The sequence below is a fragment of the Rhodoferax saidenbachensis genome, from assembly GCF_031457975.1.
In the GTDB taxonomy this organism is placed as follows: domain Bacteria; phylum Pseudomonadota; class Gammaproteobacteria; order Burkholderiales; family Burkholderiaceae_C; genus Allorhodoferax; species Allorhodoferax saidenbachensis_A.
Map to the genome: position 1 here is coordinate 115664 of NZ_JAVDXO010000002.1, position 18592 is coordinate 134255.

23 protein-coding genes and 1 tRNA gene are annotated in these 18592 nt (G+C 61.0%); 3 read left to right on the plus strand and 21 right to left on the minus strand.

All coding sequences use genetic code 11. The features are described 5' to 3' along the window. Nucleotides 1-4 precede the first annotated feature (4 nt). The 3 genes from argJ to J2X15_RS04650 all read right to left on the minus strand — a co-directional run bounded on the left by argJ (nucleotide 5) and on the right by J2X15_RS04650 (nucleotide 5097). Nucleotides 5-1234: a bifunctional glutamate N-acetyltransferase/amino-acid acetyltransferase ArgJ gene (gene argJ / locus J2X15_RS04640; protein WP_310339875.1), complete on the minus strand. Its 1230-nt coding sequence runs from the start codon at nucleotides 1232-1234 to the stop codon at nucleotides 5-7. 10 nt (nucleotides 1235-1244) lie between these two features. Beyond that, nucleotides 1245-3998: a preprotein translocase subunit SecA gene (gene secA / locus J2X15_RS04645; RefSeq protein WP_310339876.1), complete on the minus strand. Its 2754-nt coding sequence runs from the start codon at nucleotides 3996-3998 to the stop codon at nucleotides 1245-1247. A gap of 142 nt (nucleotides 3999-4140) precedes the next feature. Next, complete coding sequence (locus tag J2X15_RS04650) at nucleotides 4141-5097, minus strand: M23 family metallopeptidase (protein ID WP_310339878.1); 957 nt, start codon at nucleotides 5095-5097, stop codon at nucleotides 4141-4143. A 27-nt stretch (nucleotides 5098-5124) separates the two neighbouring features. Between J2X15_RS04650 and J2X15_RS04655 the strand changes: the two genes are divergently transcribed. Beyond that, a complete protein-coding gene (locus J2X15_RS04655; RefSeq protein ID WP_310339879.1) occupies nucleotides 5125-5442 on the plus strand; it encodes a hypothetical protein in 318 nt (105 codons plus the stop codon). Between the two features lie 19 nt (nucleotides 5443-5461). Here the strand turns inward: J2X15_RS04655 and J2X15_RS04660 are convergent. The 6 genes from J2X15_RS04660 to petA all read right to left on the minus strand — a co-directional run bounded on the left by J2X15_RS04660 (nucleotide 5462) and on the right by petA (nucleotide 9625). Further along, nucleotides 5462-5537 (minus strand) — tRNA-Thr (locus tag J2X15_RS04660). Nucleotides 5538-5587: 50 nt separating this feature from the next. Continuing rightward, nucleotides 5588-6052 carry a ClpXP protease specificity-enhancing factor gene (locus tag J2X15_RS04665; protein WP_310341206.1) on the minus strand — a complete coding sequence of 155 codons (465 nt, stop codon included), beginning with the start codon at nucleotides 6050-6052 and terminating at the stop codon, nucleotides 5588-5590. Between the two features lie 21 nt (nucleotides 6053-6073). Continuing rightward, a complete protein-coding gene (locus tag J2X15_RS04670; protein ID WP_105262683.1) occupies nucleotides 6074-6685 on the minus strand; it encodes a glutathione S-transferase N-terminal domain-containing protein in 612 nt (203 codons plus the stop codon). Nucleotides 6686-6788: 103 nt separating this feature from the next. Next, nucleotides 6789-7544: a cytochrome c1 gene (locus tag J2X15_RS04675; protein ID WP_310339880.1), complete on the minus strand. Its 756-nt coding sequence runs from the start codon at nucleotides 7542-7544 to the stop codon at nucleotides 6789-6791. Between the two features lie 18 nt (nucleotides 7545-7562). Then, nucleotides 7563-8999, minus strand: coding sequence for a cytochrome b (locus J2X15_RS04680; RefSeq protein ID WP_310339881.1), 1437 nt, complete (start codon nucleotides 8997-8999; stop codon nucleotides 7563-7565). Nucleotides 9000-9010: 11 nt separating this feature from the next. Further along, the gene (gene petA / locus J2X15_RS04685) at nucleotides 9011-9625 is read right to left on the minus strand and encodes a ubiquinol-cytochrome c reductase iron-sulfur subunit (protein WP_310339883.1); all 615 of its coding nucleotides are present in this window, start codon (nucleotides 9623-9625) and stop codon (nucleotides 9011-9013) included. A 153-nt stretch (nucleotides 9626-9778) separates the two neighbouring features. Here petA and mscL point away from each other — a divergent pair, with 153 nt between their 5' ends. Then, on the plus strand, nucleotides 9779-10207 hold the full coding sequence (mscL, locus tag J2X15_RS04690) for a large conductance mechanosensitive channel protein MscL (protein WP_310339885.1): 429 nt from the start codon (nucleotides 9779-9781) through the stop codon (nucleotides 10205-10207). 79 nt (nucleotides 10208-10286) lie between these two features. Here the strand turns inward: mscL and pdxA are convergent, their stop codons facing one another. Genes pdxA through J2X15_RS04705 form a run of 3 tightly spaced genes read right to left on the minus strand, consistent with a single transcriptional unit; the run spans nucleotide 10287 to nucleotide 12462 of the window. Then, on the minus strand, nucleotides 10287-11339 hold the full coding sequence (gene pdxA, locus J2X15_RS04695; RefSeq protein WP_310339886.1) for a 4-hydroxythreonine-4-phosphate dehydrogenase PdxA: 1053 nt from the start codon (nucleotides 11337-11339) through the stop codon (nucleotides 10287-10289). Further along, nucleotides 11336-12088 (minus strand): Nif3-like dinuclear metal center hexameric protein, encoded by a 753-nt coding sequence (locus tag J2X15_RS04700; RefSeq protein WP_310339887.1) that lies wholly within the window; start codon nucleotides 12086-12088, stop codon nucleotides 11336-11338. Before J2X15_RS04700 ends, pdxA begins: the two co-directional genes overlap by 4 nt. Further along, nucleotides 12085-12462 carry a hypothetical protein gene (locus tag J2X15_RS04705; RefSeq protein ID WP_310339889.1) on the minus strand — a complete coding sequence of 126 codons (378 nt, stop codon included), beginning with the start codon at nucleotides 12460-12462 and terminating at the stop codon, nucleotides 12085-12087. The genes J2X15_RS04700 and J2X15_RS04705 overlap by 4 nt, the downstream gene beginning before the upstream one ends. A gap of 91 nt (nucleotides 12463-12553) precedes the next feature. On the opposite strand from J2X15_RS04705, the gene J2X15_RS04710 reads away from it, so the two are divergent. Further along, nucleotides 12554-13696, plus strand: a complete 1143-nt coding sequence (locus tag J2X15_RS04710; RefSeq protein ID WP_310339891.1) for a S1C family serine protease — start codon at nucleotides 12554-12556, stop codon at nucleotides 13694-13696. Between the two features lie 102 nt (nucleotides 13697-13798). On the opposite strand, the gene tatC is transcribed toward J2X15_RS04710, so the two are convergent. The 9 genes from tatC to hisA all read right to left on the minus strand — a co-directional run bounded on the left by tatC (nucleotide 13799) and on the right by hisA (nucleotide 18548). Further along, complete coding sequence (gene tatC, locus J2X15_RS04715; RefSeq protein WP_310339892.1) at nucleotides 13799-14590, minus strand: twin-arginine translocase subunit TatC; 792 nt, start codon at nucleotides 14588-14590, stop codon at nucleotides 13799-13801. 21 nt (nucleotides 14591-14611) lie between these two features. Beyond that, complete coding sequence (gene tatB, locus J2X15_RS04720; RefSeq protein WP_310339894.1) at nucleotides 14612-15055, minus strand: Sec-independent protein translocase protein TatB; 444 nt, start codon at nucleotides 15053-15055, stop codon at nucleotides 14612-14614. 14 nt (nucleotides 15056-15069) lie between these two features. Continuing rightward, a complete protein-coding gene (gene tatA, locus J2X15_RS04725; RefSeq protein ID WP_310339896.1) occupies nucleotides 15070-15309 on the minus strand; it encodes a Sec-independent protein translocase subunit TatA in 240 nt (79 codons plus the stop codon). A 70-nt stretch (nucleotides 15310-15379) separates the two neighbouring features. Continuing rightward, nucleotides 15380-15754 carry a histidine triad nucleotide-binding protein gene (locus J2X15_RS04730; protein WP_310339898.1) on the minus strand — a complete coding sequence of 125 codons (375 nt, stop codon included), beginning with the start codon at nucleotides 15752-15754 and terminating at the stop codon, nucleotides 15380-15382. Beyond that, a complete protein-coding gene (locus tag J2X15_RS04735; protein ID WP_310339900.1) occupies nucleotides 15751-16149 on the minus strand; it encodes a DUF4870 family protein in 399 nt (132 codons plus the stop codon). Before J2X15_RS04735 ends, J2X15_RS04730 begins: the two co-directional genes overlap by 4 nt. 13 nt (nucleotides 16150-16162) lie before the next feature. Further along, the gene (locus J2X15_RS04740) at nucleotides 16163-16543 is read right to left on the minus strand and encodes a phosphoribosyl-ATP diphosphatase (RefSeq protein ID WP_310339902.1); all 381 of its coding nucleotides are present in this window, start codon (nucleotides 16541-16543) and stop codon (nucleotides 16163-16165) included. 12 nt (nucleotides 16544-16555) lie between these two features. After that, the gene (gene hisI, locus J2X15_RS04745; RefSeq protein ID WP_310339903.1) at nucleotides 16556-16969 is read right to left on the minus strand and encodes a phosphoribosyl-AMP cyclohydrolase; all 414 of its coding nucleotides are present in this window, start codon (nucleotides 16967-16969) and stop codon (nucleotides 16556-16558) included. Nucleotides 16970-17028: 59 nt separating this feature from the next. Then, nucleotides 17029-17808 carry an imidazole glycerol phosphate synthase subunit HisF gene (gene hisF, locus J2X15_RS04750; RefSeq protein WP_310339905.1) on the minus strand — a complete coding sequence of 260 codons (780 nt, stop codon included), beginning with the start codon at nucleotides 17806-17808 and terminating at the stop codon, nucleotides 17029-17031. Further along, nucleotides 17808-18548, minus strand: coding sequence for a 1-(5-phosphoribosyl)-5-[(5-phosphoribosylamino)methylideneamino]imidazole-4-carboxamide isomerase (gene hisA / locus J2X15_RS04755; RefSeq protein WP_310339907.1), 741 nt, complete (start codon nucleotides 18546-18548; stop codon nucleotides 17808-17810). The genes hisF and hisA overlap by 1 nt, the downstream gene beginning before the upstream one ends. Nucleotides 18549-18592 lie beyond the last annotated feature (44 nt).

The following is an 18592-nucleotide window of genomic DNA, read 5'->3' on the forward strand; positions in this document are numbered from 1 at the left end:
TCGCTCAGGAGCGGTAGTCGGCGTTAATGGTGACGTACTCGTGGCTGAAATCGCAGGTCCACACGGTCTCGGTAGCAGCACCCCGGCCCAAACCTACGCGCACAGTGATTTCGCTTTGCTTCATCACGCGCTGGCCGTCCTCTTCGCGGTAGCCGGGGTTGCGCCCACCGCGTGTGGCCACATAGACATCGTCCAGGTACAGCTCAATGCCTGTCTGGTCCAGATCGTCAATGCCGGCATAGCCCACGGCTGCCAGAATGCGCCCCAGGTTGGGGTCGCTGGCGTAGAACGCGGTCTTGACCAAAGGTGAGTGCGCAATCGCATACGCCACCTTGCGGCACTCTTCGGCGGTGCGCCCACCTTCGACCTGCACGGTGATGAACTTGGTGGCACCTTCGCCATCACGCACGATGGCTTGGGCCAACTGGCGTGCCACGCCAAGCATGGCAGCCTTGAGTGCCTGACCATCGGTGGACTGCAGCGAAGTAATTTCGGGGTTGCCGGCCTTGTTGCTGGCAATCACCACCAAAGAGTCATTGGTAGACGTATCGCCATCCACTGTCACGCGGTTGAACGAGCCCTCAGCCAATGCCAGCGACAGTTCATGCATCACGGCCTGACTCACGCAAGCGTCAGTGGCAATAAAACCCAGCATGGTGGCCATATTGGGGCGAATCATGCCCGCGCCCTTGCTGATACCGCTAACGCTGATCTGCTTGCCACCCATGGTGATCTGCGCACCGTAGGCCTTGGGCTGGGTGTCGGTGGTCATGATGCCCTCCGCCGCCTTGAGCCAGTTGTCCAGGCGCGCATCGGCAATCGCTGCATCCAAGCCCGCTTCGATGCGGTCAATTGGCAGTGGTTCCATGATCACGCCCGTAGAAAACGGCAGCACCTGCTGGGCCGCAATCCCCAGCTTGCCAGCCAAGGCCACGCAGGTACTTTGTGCACGGGCCAAGCCATCGGCACCAGTGCCCGCATTGGCATTGCCAGTGTTAATCAGCATGGCGCGCATGGACTGGCCGGACGCCAAGTGTTCACGGCACAGCTGCACCGGCGCCGCACAAAAGCGGTTCGAGGTGAACACGCCTGACACGCTGGCCCCCTCGTCCAGCAGCACCACGGTCAGGTCTTTGCGGCCAACCTTGCGCACACCCGCTTCGGTCACGCCAATGCGCACCCCGGCGATGGGAAACAAAGTAGCCACATCGGGCAGAGGAAGGTTCACAGGCATGGGGGCTCTCTCAGGTCAATTGGCCGTGGCAGTGTTTGTACTTTTTCCCGCTACCGCAAGGGCAGGCATCGTTGCGGCCCACGCGCGGCACATCGCCAGCGCTGGGTTTCACAGTCGTGTTGTCCACCGTAGTCTCTACCTCACCGGTTTCGGTAGGCGCGCTGTAGGTCACGTTGGCAATGCTCTCGCCACGGGCTTCCATGGCATCGGCGGCCTGCTCCAGTTGCTCGTTGGACTGGATCTTCACTGTCATCAGCACCTTGGTGACTTCGTGCTTCACCGAATCCAGCAACTGGCCAAACAGTTCGAAGGCCTCGCGCTTGTACTCTTGCTTGGGCTGCTTCTGGGCGTAGCCGCGCAGATGGATACCCTGACGCAGATAATCCAGCGCGCTCAGGTGGTCACGCCAATGGCTGTCGATGCTCTGCAGCAGCACCATGCGTTCAAACTGGGTGAAGTTCTCGGCCCCCACCAGATCGACCTTGACCTGGAATGCCGCATTGGCCGCTTCCACCACGGTTTCAGCCACTTCTTCATCCGTGATGGAGCTGGCTTCAAACACTTTTTTCTGCAAGTCCAGCTCCAGCTGGAAGTCATCTGCCAACGACTTCTCCAAGGCAGGTACATCCCACTGTTCTTCGACAGACTCGACGGGCACATACTGGCGCACCAAGTCTTCCACCGCACCTTCGCGCAGCGAGGTGATCTGGGCGGTCAAGTCTTGTGCATCGAGGATCGCATTGCGCTGCTGGTAAATCACCTTGCGCTGGTCATTGGACACATCGTCATATTCCAGCAGCTGCTTGCGCATGTCAAAGTTGCGCGCTTCCACTTTGCGCTGCGCGCTCTCAATGCTGCGCGTCACGATCCCGGCTTCGATGGCTTCACCATCGGGCATCTTCAGGCGGTCCATGATGGACTTCACGCGATCACCGGCGAAGATGCGCATCAGCGAATCATCCAGGCTCAGGTAGAAACGCGAAGAACCGGGGTCACCCTGCCGGCCCGAACGGCCACGCAACTGGTTGTCGATACGGCGTGACTCATGGCGTTCGGTCGCGATGATGCGCAAGCCGCCCAGCGCCTTGATGGCCTCGTGGTCTTGTGTCCACTGGGTGCGCACGGCCTTGATCTTTTCTTCCTTGGCAGCGGCATCCAGGCTCTCGTCGGCTTCCACCGTCTGGATGTCTTTTTCGATGTTGCCACCCAGCACAATGTCAGTTCCCCGACCCGCCATGTTGGTGGCAATGGTGATCATCTTGGCGCGGCCAGCCTGGGCCACGATGTCCGCTTCGCGCGCATGCTGCTTGGCGTTCAGCACCTGGTGTGGCAGTTTTTCTTTCTCCAGCAGCTGCGCGATGATTTCGGAGTTTTCGATCGACGTGGTGCCCACCAGCACGGGCTGGCCACGCTCGTAGCATTCGCGAATGTCCTTGATCGCCGCTTCGTACTTCTCGCGCGTCGTTTTGTACACGCGGTCCAGTTGGTCATCGCGGCGGCTGATGCGGTTGGGCGGAATCACCACGGTCTCCAGACCGTAGATTTCCTGGAACTCGTAAGCCTCGGTGTCGGCCGTACCGGTCATGCCCGAGAGCTTGCCGTACAGGCGGAAGTAGTTCTGAAAGGTAATGGAGGCCAGCGTCTGGTTCTCTGCCTGGATCTGCACACCTTCCTTGGCTTCCACGGCCTGGTGCAGGCCATCGCTCCAGCGGCGGCCCGTCATCAGGCGTCCGGTGAACTCGTCCACGATGACGATCTCACCTTCTTGCACCACATAGTGCTGGTCGCGGTGGTACAAGTGGTTGGCCCGCAGCGCAGCATACATGTGGTGCATCAGCGTGATGTTGGCCGGGTCGTACAGCGACGAGCCCGCAGGAATCAACCCCAACTCAGCAAAGATCTGCTCAGCAGACTCATGGCCTTGTTCGGTTAAAAAGACCTGGTGGCTTTTCTCGTCGAGTGTGAAGTCGCCGGGTTTGGTCACGCCCTCACCCGTGCGGGGGTCGGCTTCACCCTCCTGCTTCACGAGCTTGGGGATGGCCTTGTTGATAGCGATGTACAAATCGGTATGGTCTTCAGCCTGGCCGCTGATGATCAGGGGCGTGCGAGCCTCGTCGATCAGAATGGAGTCCACCTCATCGACGATGGCGTAGTTCAGGCCACGCTGCACGCGGTCTGCCACCTCGTAGACCATGTTGTCACGCAGATAGTCAAACCCGTATTCGTTGTTGGTGCCGTACGTGATGTCGGCGCGGTAGGCGGCCTGCTTGTCTTCACGCGGCGCCTGGGGCAGGTTGATACCTACGGTCAGGCCCAGGAAGTTATACAGGCGGCCCATCCACTGCGCGTCGCGGTTGGCCAAGTAGTCATTCACCGTAACCACATGCACACCCTTGCCACTCAGGGCATTGAGGTACACGGGAAGCGTAGCAGTCAGTGTCTTGCCCTCACCGGTGCGCATTTCCGAAATCTTGCCGTTGTGCAGCGACATGCCCCCCAGCAGCTGCACATCAAAGTGCCGCATCTTCATCACCCGCTTGGAGCCTTCGCGCACGACGGCAAAGGCTTCGGGTAGAACGGAGTCCAGTGTTTCACCCTTGGCGATGCGGTCCTTGAACTCCTGCGTCTTGGCACGCAGACCGTCGTCGGTCAACTGCTCGAACTGCGGCTCCAGCGCGTTGATCCGCACCACGACGGAGCGGTATTGCTTGAGCAAGCGGTCATTGCGACTGCCAAAGATTTTGGTAAGGATATTGGTGGCCATGCATGCAAGACTGGCCTGGTCCCCACCATGGGTTCACAGAACAGCGCAGTCCTTTTTCTAGTCTGGGTGAAATGGGGGCATTCCGGCAAAAGACAACCGCCATAGCGGACTGTCCGGCACCAGGAAAGCCAAACCCCGGATTTTAGCGTTGCGCGGCAGGCGCTTTGGCCTGCGCGACTTGGGTAGCCGGCAGATGGCGGCCCGCATTGAGAAATTTTTGTGGATCCTGGGGAACACCCTGCACCAACACCTCAAAATGCAGATGGGGGCCAGTGGAACGACCCGTGGTTCCTACCTCGGCAATTTTCTGCCCGCGCTTGATCAAATCGCCCTTTTTCACGAACACCTTGGAGGCATGGGCATAACGGGTAATGAGGTCGTTGCCATGGTCAATTTCGACCATATTGCCGTACTGCGAGTGGAATTCTTGGGTGACCACCACCCCGCCGGCCGCCGAATAAATCGGCGTGCCGGGCTCTGATGGGAAGTCCAGACCTGTGTGCAGCGCCGATCGGCCGGTGATCGGGTCAATGCGCCAGCCAAAGGTGGACCCCAGGTTAGCGTCGTGCACTGGCGCCTGCGTGGGCACCATCATCTTCTTGATTTTCTGTTCGAACAGACGTGACTCGATCACCGTCATGACATCAGTGCGCTGGTTCGCCAGCAAATCCAGGTCGGCCAAAGTAGCGTCCAGTTCCTGCAAGGTCAGGTCGCGGCCATTGACCAACGCGCCGCCCTGCCCCGGCTTGATTTTGATGTCCGCGGGGTTCACACCTGCCAAACCAGACACACGCTCGCCCAGCGATTCGAGCTGCAGCATCTTGGCCTGCATCTCGCCCAGCTTTTTGGCCAGGACCTCGATGTTTTCGCGCATGTAGCGGTCGCGCTGGGCAAACTCGTCTTTCACCACCAAGCGTACCAGCGAGCCCACAATGGGCCAACCTTCGCGGGCGCCTTTGAGAAACACCCAGTGGTATAGACCCGCAGAAACGAGCATCAGAACAAACGACAGCCCCAGCAGGGACAGAATCAGCTTGGCGCCACTCAAGTGGAAAGCCCGGCTCTTGGCCATCCACGCGTCCGTGATAATCACTTGCATTGATTCAAAACCTTTTCTCTTCCAAGCATGATCCGAAACCATCGCGCCGTCACGGTGTTGCAGGCGACCCAAGAGTCGCCCACACTGGCACGTTTGGCCGACATGGCCATGGAATCGTCCGCCAGACTGAAAAGCCTAGAAACCTTGATTCCGCGCGCACTGCGCCCCGCGATCAAAGCGGGGCCGATTGATGGCCCGGTATGGTGCCTGCTACTGGACAACAACGCGGTTGCGGCCAAAGTGCGGCAATTGCTCCCTGCAATGGAAGCGCATCTGCGCTCCAAAGGCTGGGAGGTTAACTCAATTCGGTTAAAGGTCCAAATGACGCCGACTGCCATACGGTGAATGGCAACGGGTGGGGGAATGGTGCCGCTTGTCGGATTCGAACTGACGACCTACCGCTTACAAGGCGGTTGCTCTACCAACTGAGCTAAAGCGGCACGGGCTGGATTCTACATCACGCGCAGAGCAGGTTTTGCCTGCCAGGCGCTTATTTCACACGTGTGAGCGAAGGACGACCACCAGAGGGGCGCGGCGTATCCGGCCCGCCATCGTCGGGCTTGACGGGCACGGGTGCAAGCGCCGAAGGTTTGGGCTCGATTGCCGGCGCCTTGGCTTCTGTTGCCTCTGGCAATGCCGACACGGGAAATGCCATGCCCTGCCCGTTCTCGCGCGCGTAAATGGCCAACACCCGGTGCACCGGCACCAGGATGTCGCGTGCCACACCACCAAAACGGCCCTTGAACTCGATGAATTCGTTACCAAGCTTCAGCGCACTGGTGGCGTCAAAGCTCACGTTCAGCACGATTTCGCCATCCTTGACGAATTCGTGGGGAACGCGCACAGAGTCGTCCACCTGCACAGCGATGAAAGGCGTGAACCCGTTGTCCGTGCACCATTCGTACAAGGCGCGAATGAGGTACGGGCGGGTGGAGTTAGTGTCTTGGGCGTCCATCATGGCAGTGCAGCGGCCGAGTTACTTGCGCATGACCTTTTCAGACGGCGTCAGCGCTTCAATGTACGCGGGGCGCGAGAAGATGCGCTCAGCGTACTTGAGCAGGGGCGCTGCGTTCTTACTGAGGTCAATGCCGTAGTAGTCCAGGCGCCACAGCAGGGGGGCAATCGCCACGTCCAGCATGGAGAAGTTCTCACCCAGCATGTACTTGTTCTTCAAGAACACGGGAGCCAGTTGCGTCAGGCGGTCACGGATGTGGGCGCGGGCTTTTTCCAGCGCTTTTTCGTTACCCTTGGAGGCACGGGCTTCCAGGGTCGACACGTGCACAAACAGCTCTTTTTCGAAGTTCAACAAGAACAAACGCACGCGGGCACGGTCCACGGGGTCACCGGGCATCAATTGAGGGTGTGGGAAGCGCTCGTCGATGTACTCGTTGATGATGTTGGACTCGTACAAGATCAGGTCCCGTTCCACCAAAATCGGCACTTGCCCGTAAGGGTTCATGACGCTGATGTCTTCGGGCTTGTTGTACAGGTCCACATCACGAATCTCAAAGTCCATGCCCTTCTCGAACAGAACAAAACGGCAACGGTGGGAGAAGGGGCAGGTTGTTCCTGAATACAGCACCATCATGGCGAGAGACTCCTAAAAAATGAAAAAGAGTGGGTCGCCTTGGCAAACCCACTCTGACACCATCACGCGCGGCCCAAAAGCCACGGGACAGTACGAACAGCAGTTATTTAACGTCTTTCCAGAACGCTGCGTTCAAACGCCATGCGAACAGGGTCAACACTGCCAAGAACAACAATACCCACACACCTACACGCACCCGGGTGTTCTGGGCAGGCTCGCCCATCCACTGCAGGTAGTTCACCAGATCGCCCACCGCTTGGTCATACTGAACCGACGTCATCGTCCCAGGGGTGATCTGCTTCCAGCCCGTGAACACATGCACTTCGTGGCCGTGTTGTTCCACGGTCTCGTACTGGGGTTCACGCTTGCCCTGCAATTCCCACAAGGCGTGCGGCATGGCAACGCTGGGGAATGCCATGTTGTTCCAGCCGGTGGCCTTGGTGTCGTCGGGGTAGTAGGTACGCAGGTAGGTGTAGAGGTAATCTGCACCGCTGCCGTTGGAGCCTGCGCGTGAACGCGCGATCACGGTCAAGTCAGGCGGGTTGGCGCCAAACCATTCCTTGGCTTGGCGGGGATCGATCGCAGCCTTCATGGTCTCACCGACTTTTTCAGTCGTGAACAGCAGGTTGTCCTTGATCTGCTGGTCGGTCAGGCCGATGTCTTTCAGGCGGTTGAAGCGCATGAACGCGGCCGAGTGGCAGTTCAGGCAGTAGTTCACAAACAGCTTGGCGCCGTTTTGCAGAGAGACCATGTCGTTGGTCTTGACCGGAGCCTTGTCCCAGGCGATACCGCCAGTGTTGGCCTGGGCACCAGCAACCAGGCCGAACGCCATGGCGAGTGTCATCAATACTTTTTTCATCTGTCTTTTCTCCGGCGCTCAGTGGGCAACGTAGGTGACGCGGGATGGCACGGGCTTGGCTTCACCCAATGCGCTCCACCAAGGCATCAGCAGGAAGAAGCCGAAGTAGCCAAAGGTGAACAGCTGGGACACGCGCTGCGCGACGTCCTGACCAGCCAAGCTGCCCCACACACCAGGTGCCTGGATACCGAGGTACCCCAGAATCGCAAACATGAACACAAAGGCACCATAGAGGTACTTGTGCCAGTCCGGACGGTAGCGGATGGACTTGACCGGGCTGTTGTCCAGCCAAGGCAGGAAGAACAGGATGATCACAGCACCACCCATTACCACCACGCCCCAGAACTTGGCGTCGATGGAGAGCATCAGCACGGCCACGACCACGGCAGCGCCGCCAATCAGTCCCTTGAAGATGGTGGGCATCTTGACCTTGAAGATGCCAAACGCTGCAGCACCCAGCACACTGGCGATCAATGCGTACATCATCTCGCTGGTGATGGCACGCAGCATGGAGTAGAACGGTGTGAAGTACCAGACGGGCGCAATGTGCGCGGGTGTCTTCAGCGGATCGGCCGGGATGAAGTTGTTGTACTCCAGGAAGTAGCCGCCCACCTCGGGTGCGAAGAAGATAATGGCAGTGAACACCATCAGGAACAGGCTGACACCGAAGATGTCATGCACCGTGTAGTAGGGGTGGAAAGGCACGCCATCCAGCGGGTGACCAGCTGCATCGCGGGGAGCGTCGGGGCCTTTGATTTCAACGCCATCGGGATTGTTGGAGCCCACATCGTGCAATGCCAGCAAGTGCGCCGCCACCAGGCCCAGCAGGACCAATGGCACGGCAATCACGTGGAAGCTGAAGAAGCGGTTCAGCGTAGCGTCACCCACCACGTAGTCGCCACGGATCAGCAACGCCAGATCAGGACCGACCAGAGGCACAGCCGCAAACAGGTTCACGATCACCTGGGCGCCCCAGTAGGACATTTGGCCCCAAGGCAGCAGGTAGCCCATGAAGGCTTCGGCCATCAGGCACAGGAAGATGGCGCAACCGAAGATCCAGACCAGCTCACGCGGCTTGCGGTAGCTGCCGTACAGCAGGCCGCGGAACATGTGCAGGTAGACCACCACAAAGAAGGCAGAGGCGCCGGTGGAGTGCATGTAGCGGATCAACCAGCCCCATGGCACGTCGCGCATGATGTATTCGACCGAACCGAATGCCAGCGCGGCATCGGGCTTGTAGTGCATGACCAGAAAAATGCCGGTCACGATCTGGATCACCAGCACCAGCAACGCCAGCGAACCAAAGATGTACCAGAAGTTGAAGTTTTTCGGAGCGTAGTACTCCGACATGTGCACCTTGTAGGCATCAAAAGCGGTGGGGAACCGGTTTTCAAACCAGTTGGTCACCTTTTCGCCAGCCGAGGCATTAGGAGAGATTTCCTTGAATGTCGCCATGTCTATGTTCCTCAGGCTTTCTTGTCTTCGCCGATCAGCAGCTTGCTGTCAGACAGGTACATGTGTGGTGGCACTTCAAGGTTGTCGGGCGCGGGCTTGTTCTTGAACACGCGGCCCGCCATGTCGAAGGTGGAACCGTGGCAGGGGCAGAGGAAGCCGCCATGCCAGTCATCGGGCAGCGAAGGCTGGGGGCCGACCTGGAACTTGTCCGAAGGCGAGCAACCCAGGTGGGAGCAGATGCCTACGGCCACGAGAAACTCGGGCTTGATGGAGCGACCTTCATTGCGGGCGTACTCGGGGGTCAGCTCACTGGGCTTGCGCTCGGATTTGGGGTCGGCCAACTGAGAGTCTGCACCGGAGAGGGCGGCCAATTGCTCAGGCGTGCGGCGCACGATCCAAACGGGTTTGCCGCGCCATTCGACGGTCATTTTTTCGCCGGGTTTGATGCCCGAGATGTCCACTTCCACGGCGGCGCCGGCGGCTTTGGCGCGCTCGGAGGGCTGAAAAGTGCTCACAAAGGGAATGGCGGTGGCAACACCGCCCACTGCGCCGGCGCAGCTGGAAGCTATCAACCAGGTCCGTTTGCTGGAGTCGATCTTTTTGCTGTCGACAGGAGTTTCACTCATGAGAATCCTCAATGAACATCGCTAGTAAGGGTAAGCCGGGATTGTAGCTGACGGCAGTAGGGGCATTCAACGTGGCGTTTGGCCCGGACACTCGCTTGGGACTCACTTTTGTGGGTAATACTGCGGGTCTTTCAACCTCAATGGAGCCAAGCGATGGGAATGATTCAGGAATTCAAGGATTTCGCGGTCAAAGGCAATGTGATTGACTTGGCCGTGGGTGTGATCATTGGTGGTGCGTTTGGCAAGATCGTGGACTCGGTGGTCGGTGACCTGATCATGCCGCTGGTGGGTGCCGTGATTGGCAAGCTGGACTTCTCCAGCCTGTTTGTGGTGCTGGGCGCCGTGCCGCCGGGTACTGATGCCACGCTGGCAGGGCTGAAAAAAGCCGGTGTGCCCGTGTTTGCCTACGGCAGTTTCATCACCGTGGCGGTGAACTTTGCGATTCTGGCGTTCATCATTTTCCTAATGGTTAAACAGATCAATCGCCTGAAGAAAGAAGCCCCAGCCGCCGAGCCAGCCCCCGCGGTGACGTCCGAAGACGTGCTACTGCTGCGTGAGATCCGTGACAGCCTGCGCAAGTAAGCATTCTCATCTGCGCAAAATGCTATTAATTCAGTAGCTGCCAGCGCAATGGATACGGGGGCTAGCGCCCCTTTTCTTCTTAAACGCCAGCTCCGCAGAGCTGGCGCGCCATGCGAATGGCAGCCAGCATGCTCGATGGGTCGGCGCGGCCCGTGCCTGCGATATCGAACGCCGTGCCGTGGTCCGGGCTGGTGCGCACCAGCGGCAAGCCCAGCGTCACGTTGACGCCCTGCTCCACCCCCAGGTACTTGACGGGGATCAGTCCCTGGTCGTGGTACATGGCCACCACCACATCAAATTCCCCCGGGTGCCCCGCCGCGTGGCGGGCACGCATGAACACCGTGTCGGGCGCGTAGGGCCCAAACACCTGGCAACCCTGGACCCGCGCGGCTTCCACCGCCGGAATCACCCTGTCCAGCTCCTCGCGGCCAAACAGGCCGCCCTCCCCCGCATGCGGGTTCACGCCGGCCACCGCAATACGTGGCACGCGGCCCAGCGTACGTGAGAGCGCGGCGTGGGTGATCAGAATGGTTTGCAGCACGTTGTCCACGGTGACGGCGGCCAGCGCGTCACGCAGCGAGACATGGATGCTGACCAGCACGGTGCGCAGCTCGTCGTTGGCCAGCATCATGCGCACGGGCATGGCATCCACCGCCACGCCGGCATGGCGCGCCGCGGCGGCCTGCAACATCTCGGTATGGCCCGGGTAGGCGTCGTAGGGTGCACCAGCGGCGGACAGAGCCTCCTTGTGCAGCGGCGCCGTCACCAGCGCAGCCACCTCGCCACGCATCGCGGCATCAGCCGCCCACAGCACGCAGCGTCCCGCAAACTCACCAGCGGCGGCGCTGACCTGGCCCCAGGCCACGGGCGGCAGGGCCTCGCCCACCTGCAACACGGGCAGGCAACGCGGGGGCAACTGCAGCACTTCGGCAGGGAAGCTGATCTGCACCACGGGCAGCGACACAGCGCCCTGCACCACGGCGAGTGCGCGGCGTATGGCTTGCACATCACCAGCTACAAAACAACCCTGCAGCATCTCGGGCTCGCGCAGGAACGACTGGGCGATGATTTCAGGGCCAATGCCGGCGGCATCGCCCAACGTCAGTGCAATGGGGAGAACGGCAGCATTCATGCGGGGTTGTCAATATCAATGAAGGCGTGGGCCAGGCCCAACTCAGCGGCCACGTGAGCGGCGACCGCGGGGGCGCCATAGCGCTCACTCGCGTGGTGGCCGCAGGCGATGTAGGCCACGCCGCATTCGCGCGCGTAATGGGCCTGGGGTTCGGAAATTTCTCCGGTGATAAAGGCGTCCGCTCCGGCGGCAATCGCGTCTTCAAAGTAACCCTGGGCACCGCCGGTGCACCAGGCAATGCGGCGCAGCGGCCGCGTACCACCAGGCACCAGGGTGACGGCACGGCCCAGCGCGGCTTGCACATGGTCGGCCAGCGCCTGGGCTGTGCCAAGGGCTGCAGGCACAGCGCCCAAAAAGCCCAGCTGCTGTTCGCCAAAGCGAGCGTCCGCCTGCAGGCCCAGCACGCGGCCCAACTGGGCGTTGTTGCCCAACTCGGGGTGCGCGTCCAGCGGTAGGTGGTAGGCAAATAGGTTGATGTTGTGCGCTAACAGCAGGCCCAGGCGCTGGCGCATCCAGCCCGTCACCCGGCCGTCGTAGCCGCGCCAGAACAGGCCGTGGTGCACGAGGATGGCATCAGCCTTGGCCGCAATGGCTGCCTCGATCAGCGCCAGGCTGGCGGTGACGCCAGACACCAGCGTGCGCACCTCGGTGCGGCCCTCCACCTGCAGACCGTTGGGGCCGTAGTCTTTGAAACGCTCGGGCTGCAGCAGCGCGTCCAGCGTGGAGAGCAAGGTGGTGCGGTCGGTCATGGGGTGATTGTCGGGGAGGATTCGGGCTGTAGCGTGCTGTCGCAGCCCTGCCCTGCTGCCACCCAGCGGCGCGCGGCGCGGTGCAGCACGGCCGTGGCCAGCGGCTGCACCCAGCGCAGGCCGCGGCGGCCAGCCCAGGGCAGCGCCGCTTGCACTACGGCTGCGGGCGCGGTGATGGCGCCACAGCGGTAGACGGCATCTGCCTCGTTCCAGCGCAGCGCGTCGCACGCACCGTGGCGCTTGGCGGACAACAGCATGCCCAGCGGGCAGGGCTCGACCAGGCAGCACACGCCACAGCCATTGCAGGCCGCGCCCAGTGCGGGCTTGCGCGGGGCTTCGGCATGGATGTGGATGGTGTGAGTGGGCGTTGGCATATGTCGTGATAGCACTGTAACGCGGGGGTGCTTGCCGCCTACAATTTGCCCCGTGCGGTGCGCCTGTGTGCTGCCAATGCTGGATTTACCGATGAAACGTCTCTGGTTGCTGTTTTCTCAAACCGCTACGGTGCTGCTGGCAGCGTATTTTGTGGTGGCCACGCTCAAGCCGCAATGGCTGGGCCACACGCCCAGCGTGGGCGGTGCGATTGCGCTGCTGGAGGCGCCGGCACTGGCACCCGGCGAAATCCCGCCGGGCAGCTTCCGCTTGGCAGCGCAAAAGGCGTCCGCGGCGGTCGTCAGTATCAGCACTAGCAAGGCCGCGGCCAAGAACCCGAATGCCAACGACCCCTGGTTCAAATTTTTCTATGGCGACCAGGGTGACGAAGCCCAGGGCGGCCTGGGCAGCGGGGTGATCGTCAGCACCAGCGGCTACATCCTCACCAACAACCATGTGGTGGAAGAGGCGGATGAGATGGAAGTGTTTCTGAACGACGGCCGCCACGCCAAGGGCAAAGTGATCGGCACCGACCCTGATAGCGATCTGGCCGTGGTAAAGATCGACCTGGACCGGCTACCCACCATGGTGCTGGGCAATTCCGACAACCTGCAGGTGGGCGACCAGGTGCTGGCCATCGGCAACCCGTTTGGCGTGGGCCAGACCGTGACCAGCGGCATCGTCAGCGCGCTGGGGCGCAACCAACTGGGCATCAACACCTTTGAGAACTTCATCCAGACCGATGCGGCCATCAACCCCGGCAACTCAGGTGGCGCGCTGGTGGACACCAACGGCCATCTGCTGGGCATCAATACTGCCATCTATTCGCGCTCGGGCGGCAGCATGGGCATTGGCTTTGCCATTCCCGTGACCACCGCCAAGCAGGTGCTGGACGGCATCGTAAAAGACGGCCGGGTCACGCGCGGCTGGATTGGCGTGGAGCCCAACGACCTGTCACCCGAACTCGCCGAGACCTTTGACGTGAAGACCAAAGAAGGCGTGATCATCACCGGCGTGCTGCAAAACGGCCCGGCCGCCCAAGCCGGCGTGCGCCCCGGCGACGTCATCGTGAGCATTGCCGACCGGCCGATCGCCGATGTGACGCAGCTGCTGTCAGTGGTGGCCTCGCTCAAGCCCGGCACCGCGGCACCCTTCACCATCGAGCGCAAGAACCAGAAGGTGCAGCTGAATGTGACCCCCGGCGTGCGGCCCAAGCCCAAGGCAGCGCCCCACTAGACGGCGCAGGCCCCATGCAAAAAGGCGACCCTGGGGTCGCCTTTTGCTATGAATTCAGGAGCTGCTCGCGCAATGTCTACGGGGGCTAGCGGCCCAAAAGGCTTAAGAACCCGGGGTGGGTGCCTCTTCAGGCGGTGCCTGGGTGTGCTTGATGAAAATCTGCGCCGCCCAGATGCCGATCTCATACAAGATGCACATGGGAATGGCCAACGCCAGCTGCGACACCACATCGGGTGGCGTAACGATAGCGGCCGCCACAAACGCCACCACGATGAAGTAACTGCGAAAGCCCTTGAGCTTCTCGATGCTCACCAGCCCCATGCGGGCCAGCACGATGACGACGATGGGCACCTCAAACGCCAGGCCAAAGGCCAGAAACATGGAGAGCACGAAGTCCAGGTAGGACTCGATATCGGGCGTGGCCGAAATGCTCTTGGGCGCAAAGCTCTGGATAAACTTAAACACCTGGCCGAACACGAAGAAGTAGCAAAACGCCACACCAATGAAGAACAGCAGCGTGCTGGAGATCACCAGCGGCAGCACCAGCTTTTTCTCATGGCTGTACAGGCCTGGCGCCACAAAGGCCCACACCTGCCACAGCACCACGGGCAGCGCCAGCAAAAACGCCGTCATCAGCATGATCTTCAACGGCACCAGAAACGGCGAGATCACCGAGGTGGCAATCAGCTTGCCACCCGCGGGCAGCGAGGCCACCAGTGGCGCGGCCAGGATGTCGTAGAGCGCGGCCGGACCGGGGAAGATCGCCAGCACGGCCAGCGCCACGCCCACGGCGATGGCGGCCTTGACCAAGCGGTCGCGCAGCTCCATCAAATGCTGCACAAAGGGCTGCTCGGTGCCGGCAAGCTCGTCTTGCGGATTGTTGTCTGATGCCATGGGGGAAGTTGGTGGTGCCGGTCAGCGCACGCGCGGCGGACGGAACCGTGCCACGCGGGCAGCGCCCGACTGCGCCCGGGTACGCACGCCAGCGCGCGCCTTGTACCACTGGGGCATGGCGCCTTGCTTGAGGCGCCAGTTCTTGTTCGGGTGCTTGTATTGGGGGGCTTGGGGCTCTAGCGCGGCGTCGGTAGCGTCGGACCACGATTTTTCGAAGTCGCTGGCCTGCGTCTGGATCGAGTTTTCCACGTCGCGGGCGGCACCCTCCACCGTTTCGCGCATCTTCTTGAGCTCGTCGAGCTCCATGGAGCGGCTGACCTCGGCCTTGACGTCGGCCACATAGCGCTGCGCCTTGCCGAGCAAGGCGCCTACGGTGCGGGCCACTTTGGGCAGCTTCTCCGGCCCGATGACGATCAACGCCACCGCGCCGATCAGCGCCATCTTCGATATGCCGAGGTCAATCACGCAGTGCTATCGCTTCAGTTTTTTTGCTTGGCTTCCACGTCGATCGTGGTTTTTTCAGAGGCGTTGGCCACTTGCTGTGCGGGGGCTGCAGGCTTGTCGTCAGCGGCAGATGCCGAGCCGTCCTTCATGCCGTCCTTGAAGCCCTTGACCGCGCCGCCCAGGTCAGAACCGATGTTCTTGAGCTTCTTGGTGCCGAACACCATGACCACGATCAGCAGAACGATCAACCAGTGCCAAATAGAAAATGAACCCATGATTTACTCCTAACGATGTATTGAATTCTAGTCGCCGTGTGTGAACGCAATTTTTCCGTGGGGCCACACTTCAGCCGCGCAGCCATGGACGTGGACCGCCCATGACATGGAAGTGCAGGTGGTGCACCTCCTGCCCACCCTCCACACCGGTGTTGGTCACCATGCGGTAGCCGCCTTCGGGATAGGGATTGCAACCCTCCTGCAAGGCCAGCTTGGGTACCAAAGCCATCATATGCCCCAACAGCGCAGCATGCTCCGGCCCCACGTGCGCCATGCTGGCGATGTGGGCTTTGGGCACCAGCAAGAAATGGACCGGCGCCCAGGGGTGGATGTCGTGGAAGGCGTAGACCTGCTCGTCCTCGTACACGGCTTTGGAAGGAATCTGCTTGGCGATGATCTTGCAGAAAATGCAGTTGGCGTCGTGCCCCGGAACGTGCTCGCTCATGGTGTACCTATCTCCTGGCCCTTGTTCATGGCGATGAAGCCGCTGATGATGCGATAGAGGAACCACAGCGACACCAGCCCCCAGGCGATATAGCCAGGAATGATGAGCAGCAGCCACAGGGGGGTGGTGACGATGTACAACAGCCCGGCCATCAACACCGAGCGGATGCGCCAGCGAAAATGCGAGGCGTGCCAGGTGCCCACCGCATCATCGCGCTTGACCATGTCCAGAATCAGCGCCGCCAACAGCAGAGCCACACCAAATTGACCACCAGGAATGAATGCGCTCACCGCCACGATCAGGTGCAACACATAGCTGATGGTGCCCACGGTGTTGAGCGACTGCAGCTTTTGCAAACTGGCAGCGTCGTTGGGGGTGGTGAAATTCTGGCTCATGCGCACTCCTGGTTCAGGGTTCGGCTTTGGGCTCCGCCTCACGCGCAATGACTTTGCGCAGGGCTTTTTCTTCCAGACCGCTGGTGCCCACCCGGCGCTCCAGCTCGGCAATCACGTCGGCGGGCGACAGGCCATAGTGCGACAGCGCCACCATGCAGTGGAACCACAGATCGGCCACTTCGTAGACGATCTTGCTGGCGTCACCGCCGTGGTCTGCGTCCTTGGCGGCCATCACCACTTCGGTGGCTTCCTCGCCAATTTTCTTCAAAAAGGCGTCGGGGCCCTTGTGCAGCAGGCGGGACACATAGCTGGCGTCCGGGTCGCCGCCATTGGCGACCTTGCGGCTTTCAATCACAGCAGCCAAGGCAGCCAGGGAGTCTTGAGAGATGGACATGTTTCTAACCCATTACTTATAGATGGACTCGGGATCTTTCAAGACCGGATCGACAGATTTCCACTCGCCATTTTCCAACACGCTGAAAAAACAGCTGTGGCGCCCGGTGTGGCAGGCGATCCCGGGCTCGTGGCCCAGCTGGGTCACCTTGAGCAGAATCACGTCGTTGTCGCAGTCCATGCGGATTTCGTGCACCTTTTGCACATGGCCGGACTCTTCACCCTTGTACCAAAGCTTGTTGCGCGAACGGCTGAAGTACACAGCCTGGCCCAATTCGGCCGTCTTTTGCAGGGCCTCGCGGTTCATCCAGGCGAACATCAGCACATCGTTCGTGCCCTGCTCCTGGGCAATCACCGGCACCAGGCCCTTGGAGTCCCAGCGGATGTGTTTGAGCCAGCTCACAGGCGGTGTGGGGGTGGGTTCCATGTGCTATCCAATTTATAGCTGCTCGCGCAGCGTTTACAGGGGCTAGAGGCCTAAAACGCTTAAATCCGCACGGGGATGCCGCGTTCGGCCATGCGGGCCTTGGCCTGGCCTACGGTGTACTCGCCGTAGTGGAAGATGCTGGCGGCCAGCACTGCATCGGCCCCGCCCTGCTGCACACCGTCGGCCAAGTGGTCCAGATTGCCCACGCCGCCAGAGGCGATGACGGGCACGCTGATGGCATCGGCCACGGCGCGGGTCAGCGCCAGGTCGAACCCGCTCTTGGTACCGTCGCGGTCCATGCTGGTGAGCAGGATTTCGCCCGCACCCCGGCGCGCCATCTCGGTGGCCCAGGCCACGGCATCCAGGCCGGTGTTTTTGCGGCCACCATGGCTGTACACGTCCCAGCCGGCGCCACGGGTGGCGGCGTCTTCGTCGGAACGGCGCTTGGCATCAATGGCCACCACGATGGCCTGCGAGCCGTATTTCAGCGATGCGTCTTCAATGACTTGCGGATTGGCCAGCGCCGCCGAGTTGAAACTCACCTTGTCGGCGCCCGCATTGAGCAGGCGGCGCACGTCCTCCACCACACGCACGCCACCGCCCACGGTAAGCGGGATGAAGACCTGACTGGCAACGGCTTCGATGATGTGCAGGATCAGGTCGCGCCCATCGCTGGTGGCGGTGATGTCGAGAAACGTGAGTTCGTCGGCGCCCTGGTCGTTGTAGCGGGCCGCGATTTCTACCGGGTCACCGGCGTCGCGCAGTTCCACGAAGTTGACACCCTTCACGACGCGACCGCCGGTCACGTCCAGGCAAGGAATGATGCGTTTGGCGAGCATCAGCCGTTGAGCTCGTCGGCGCGCGTCTGTGCAGCAGCAAAGTCCAAATCACCGCTGTAGATGGCACGGCCGCAAATCACACCTTCCACGCCTTCGTCTTCCACGGCGCACAGGGCTTCGATGTCGGCCATGTTGGACAGGCCGCCGGATGCAATGACGGGAATGGTCAGGGCCTGGGCCAGCTTGACGGTGGCGTCGATATTGATGCCCGACAGCATGCCGTCGCGGCCGATGTCGGTGTAGATGATGCCTTCGACGCCGTAGTCTTCAAACTTCTTGCCCAGGTCCACGACGTCGTGGCGGGTGAGCTTGCTCCAGCCATCGGTGGCGACCTTGCCATCGCGTGCGTCCAGGCCCACGATGATGTGGCCGCCAAACGCGGTGCAGGCGTCTTGCAAAAAGCCGGGGTTTTTGACCGCGGCGGTGCCAATGATGACGTAGCGCAGACCAGCGTCCAAGTAGCGTTCGATGGTGTCCAGGTCGCGGATACCGCCGCCCAGTTGCACGTCGATTTCGTTGCCCACTTCCTTGAGGATCTTGCGAATCGCCATCTCGTTTTTGGGATGGCCGGCAAACGCGCCGTTCAGATCGACCAGGTGCAGACGCCTTGCGCCCTTGTCCACCCAGCTGCGGGCCATGACCGCAGGGTCCTCGCCAAACGTGGTGGATTGGTCCATATCGCCTTGTTTGAGGCGTACACAGTGGCCGTCTTTGAGGTCAATCGCAGGAATTAAAAGCATGGTGCTTCAGGGTTGGGACGAAAAGAAAAGTCGCTTTACCAGCC

Excerpts from the sequence above, each read along its gene's own strand:
- argJ (WP_310339875.1), bottom strand. The coding sequence starts at position 1,234 with ATGCCTGTGAACCTTCCTCTGCCCGATGTGGCTACTTTGTTTCCCATC.
- secA (WP_310339876.1), bottom strand. The coding sequence starts at position 3,998 with ATGGCCACCAATATCCTTACCAAAATCTTTGGCAGTCGCAATGACCGC.
- J2X15_RS04650 (WP_310339878.1), bottom strand. The coding sequence starts at position 5,097 with ATGCAAGTGATTATCACGGACGCGTGGATGGCCAAGAGCCGGGCTTTC.
- J2X15_RS04655 (WP_310339879.1), top strand. The coding sequence starts at position 5,125 with ATGATCCGAAACCATCGCGCCGTCACGGTGTTGCAGGCGACCCAAGAG.
- J2X15_RS04665 (WP_310341206.1), bottom strand. The coding sequence starts at position 6,052 with ATGGACGCCCAAGACACTAACTCCACCCGCCCGTACCTCATTCGCGCC.
- J2X15_RS04670 (WP_105262683.1), bottom strand. The coding sequence starts at position 6,685 with ATGATGGTGCTGTATTCAGGAACAACCTGCCCCTTCTCCCACCGTTGC.
- J2X15_RS04675 (WP_310339880.1), bottom strand. The coding sequence starts at position 7,544 with ATGAAAAAAGTATTGATGACACTCGCCATGGCGTTCGGCCTGGTTGCT.
- J2X15_RS04680 (WP_310339881.1), bottom strand. The coding sequence starts at position 8,999 with ATGGCGACATTCAAGGAAATCTCTCCTAATGCCTCGGCTGGCGAAAAG.
- petA (WP_310339883.1), bottom strand. The coding sequence starts at position 9,625 with ATGAGTGAAACTCCTGTCGACAGCAAAAAGATCGACTCCAGCAAACGG.
- mscL (WP_310339885.1), top strand. The coding sequence starts at position 9,779 with ATGGGAATGATTCAGGAATTCAAGGATTTCGCGGTCAAAGGCAATGTG.
- pdxA (WP_310339886.1), bottom strand. The coding sequence starts at position 11,339 with ATGAATGCTGCCGTTCTCCCCATTGCACTGACGTTGGGCGATGCCGCC.
- J2X15_RS04700 (WP_310339887.1), bottom strand. The coding sequence starts at position 12,088 with ATGACCGACCGCACCACCTTGCTCTCCACGCTGGACGCGCTGCTGCAG.
- J2X15_RS04705 (WP_310339889.1), bottom strand. The coding sequence starts at position 12,462 with ATGCCAACGCCCACTCACACCATCCACATCCATGCCGAAGCCCCGCGC.
- J2X15_RS04710 (WP_310339891.1), top strand. The coding sequence starts at position 12,554 with ATGAAACGTCTCTGGTTGCTGTTTTCTCAAACCGCTACGGTGCTGCTG.
- tatC (WP_310339892.1), bottom strand. The coding sequence starts at position 14,590 with ATGGCATCAGACAACAATCCGCAAGACGAGCTTGCCGGCACCGAGCAG.
- tatA (WP_310339896.1), bottom strand. The coding sequence starts at position 15,309 with ATGGGTTCATTTTCTATTTGGCACTGGTTGATCGTTCTGCTGATCGTG.
- J2X15_RS04730 (WP_310339898.1), bottom strand. The coding sequence starts at position 15,754 with ATGAGCGAGCACGTTCCGGGGCACGACGCCAACTGCATTTTCTGCAAG.
- J2X15_RS04735 (WP_310339900.1), bottom strand. The coding sequence starts at position 16,149 with ATGAGCCAGAATTTCACCACCCCCAACGACGCTGCCAGTTTGCAAAAG.
- J2X15_RS04740 (WP_310339902.1), bottom strand. The coding sequence starts at position 16,543 with ATGTCCATCTCTCAAGACTCCCTGGCTGCCTTGGCTGCTGTGATTGAA.
- hisI (WP_310339903.1), bottom strand. The coding sequence starts at position 16,969 with ATGGAACCCACCCCCACACCGCCTGTGAGCTGGCTCAAACACATCCGC.
- hisF (WP_310339905.1), bottom strand. The coding sequence starts at position 17,808 with ATGCTCGCCAAACGCATCATTCCTTGCCTGGACGTGACCGGCGGTCGC.
- hisA (WP_310339907.1), bottom strand. The coding sequence starts at position 18,548 with ATGCTTTTAATTCCTGCGATTGACCTCAAAGACGGCCACTGTGTACGC.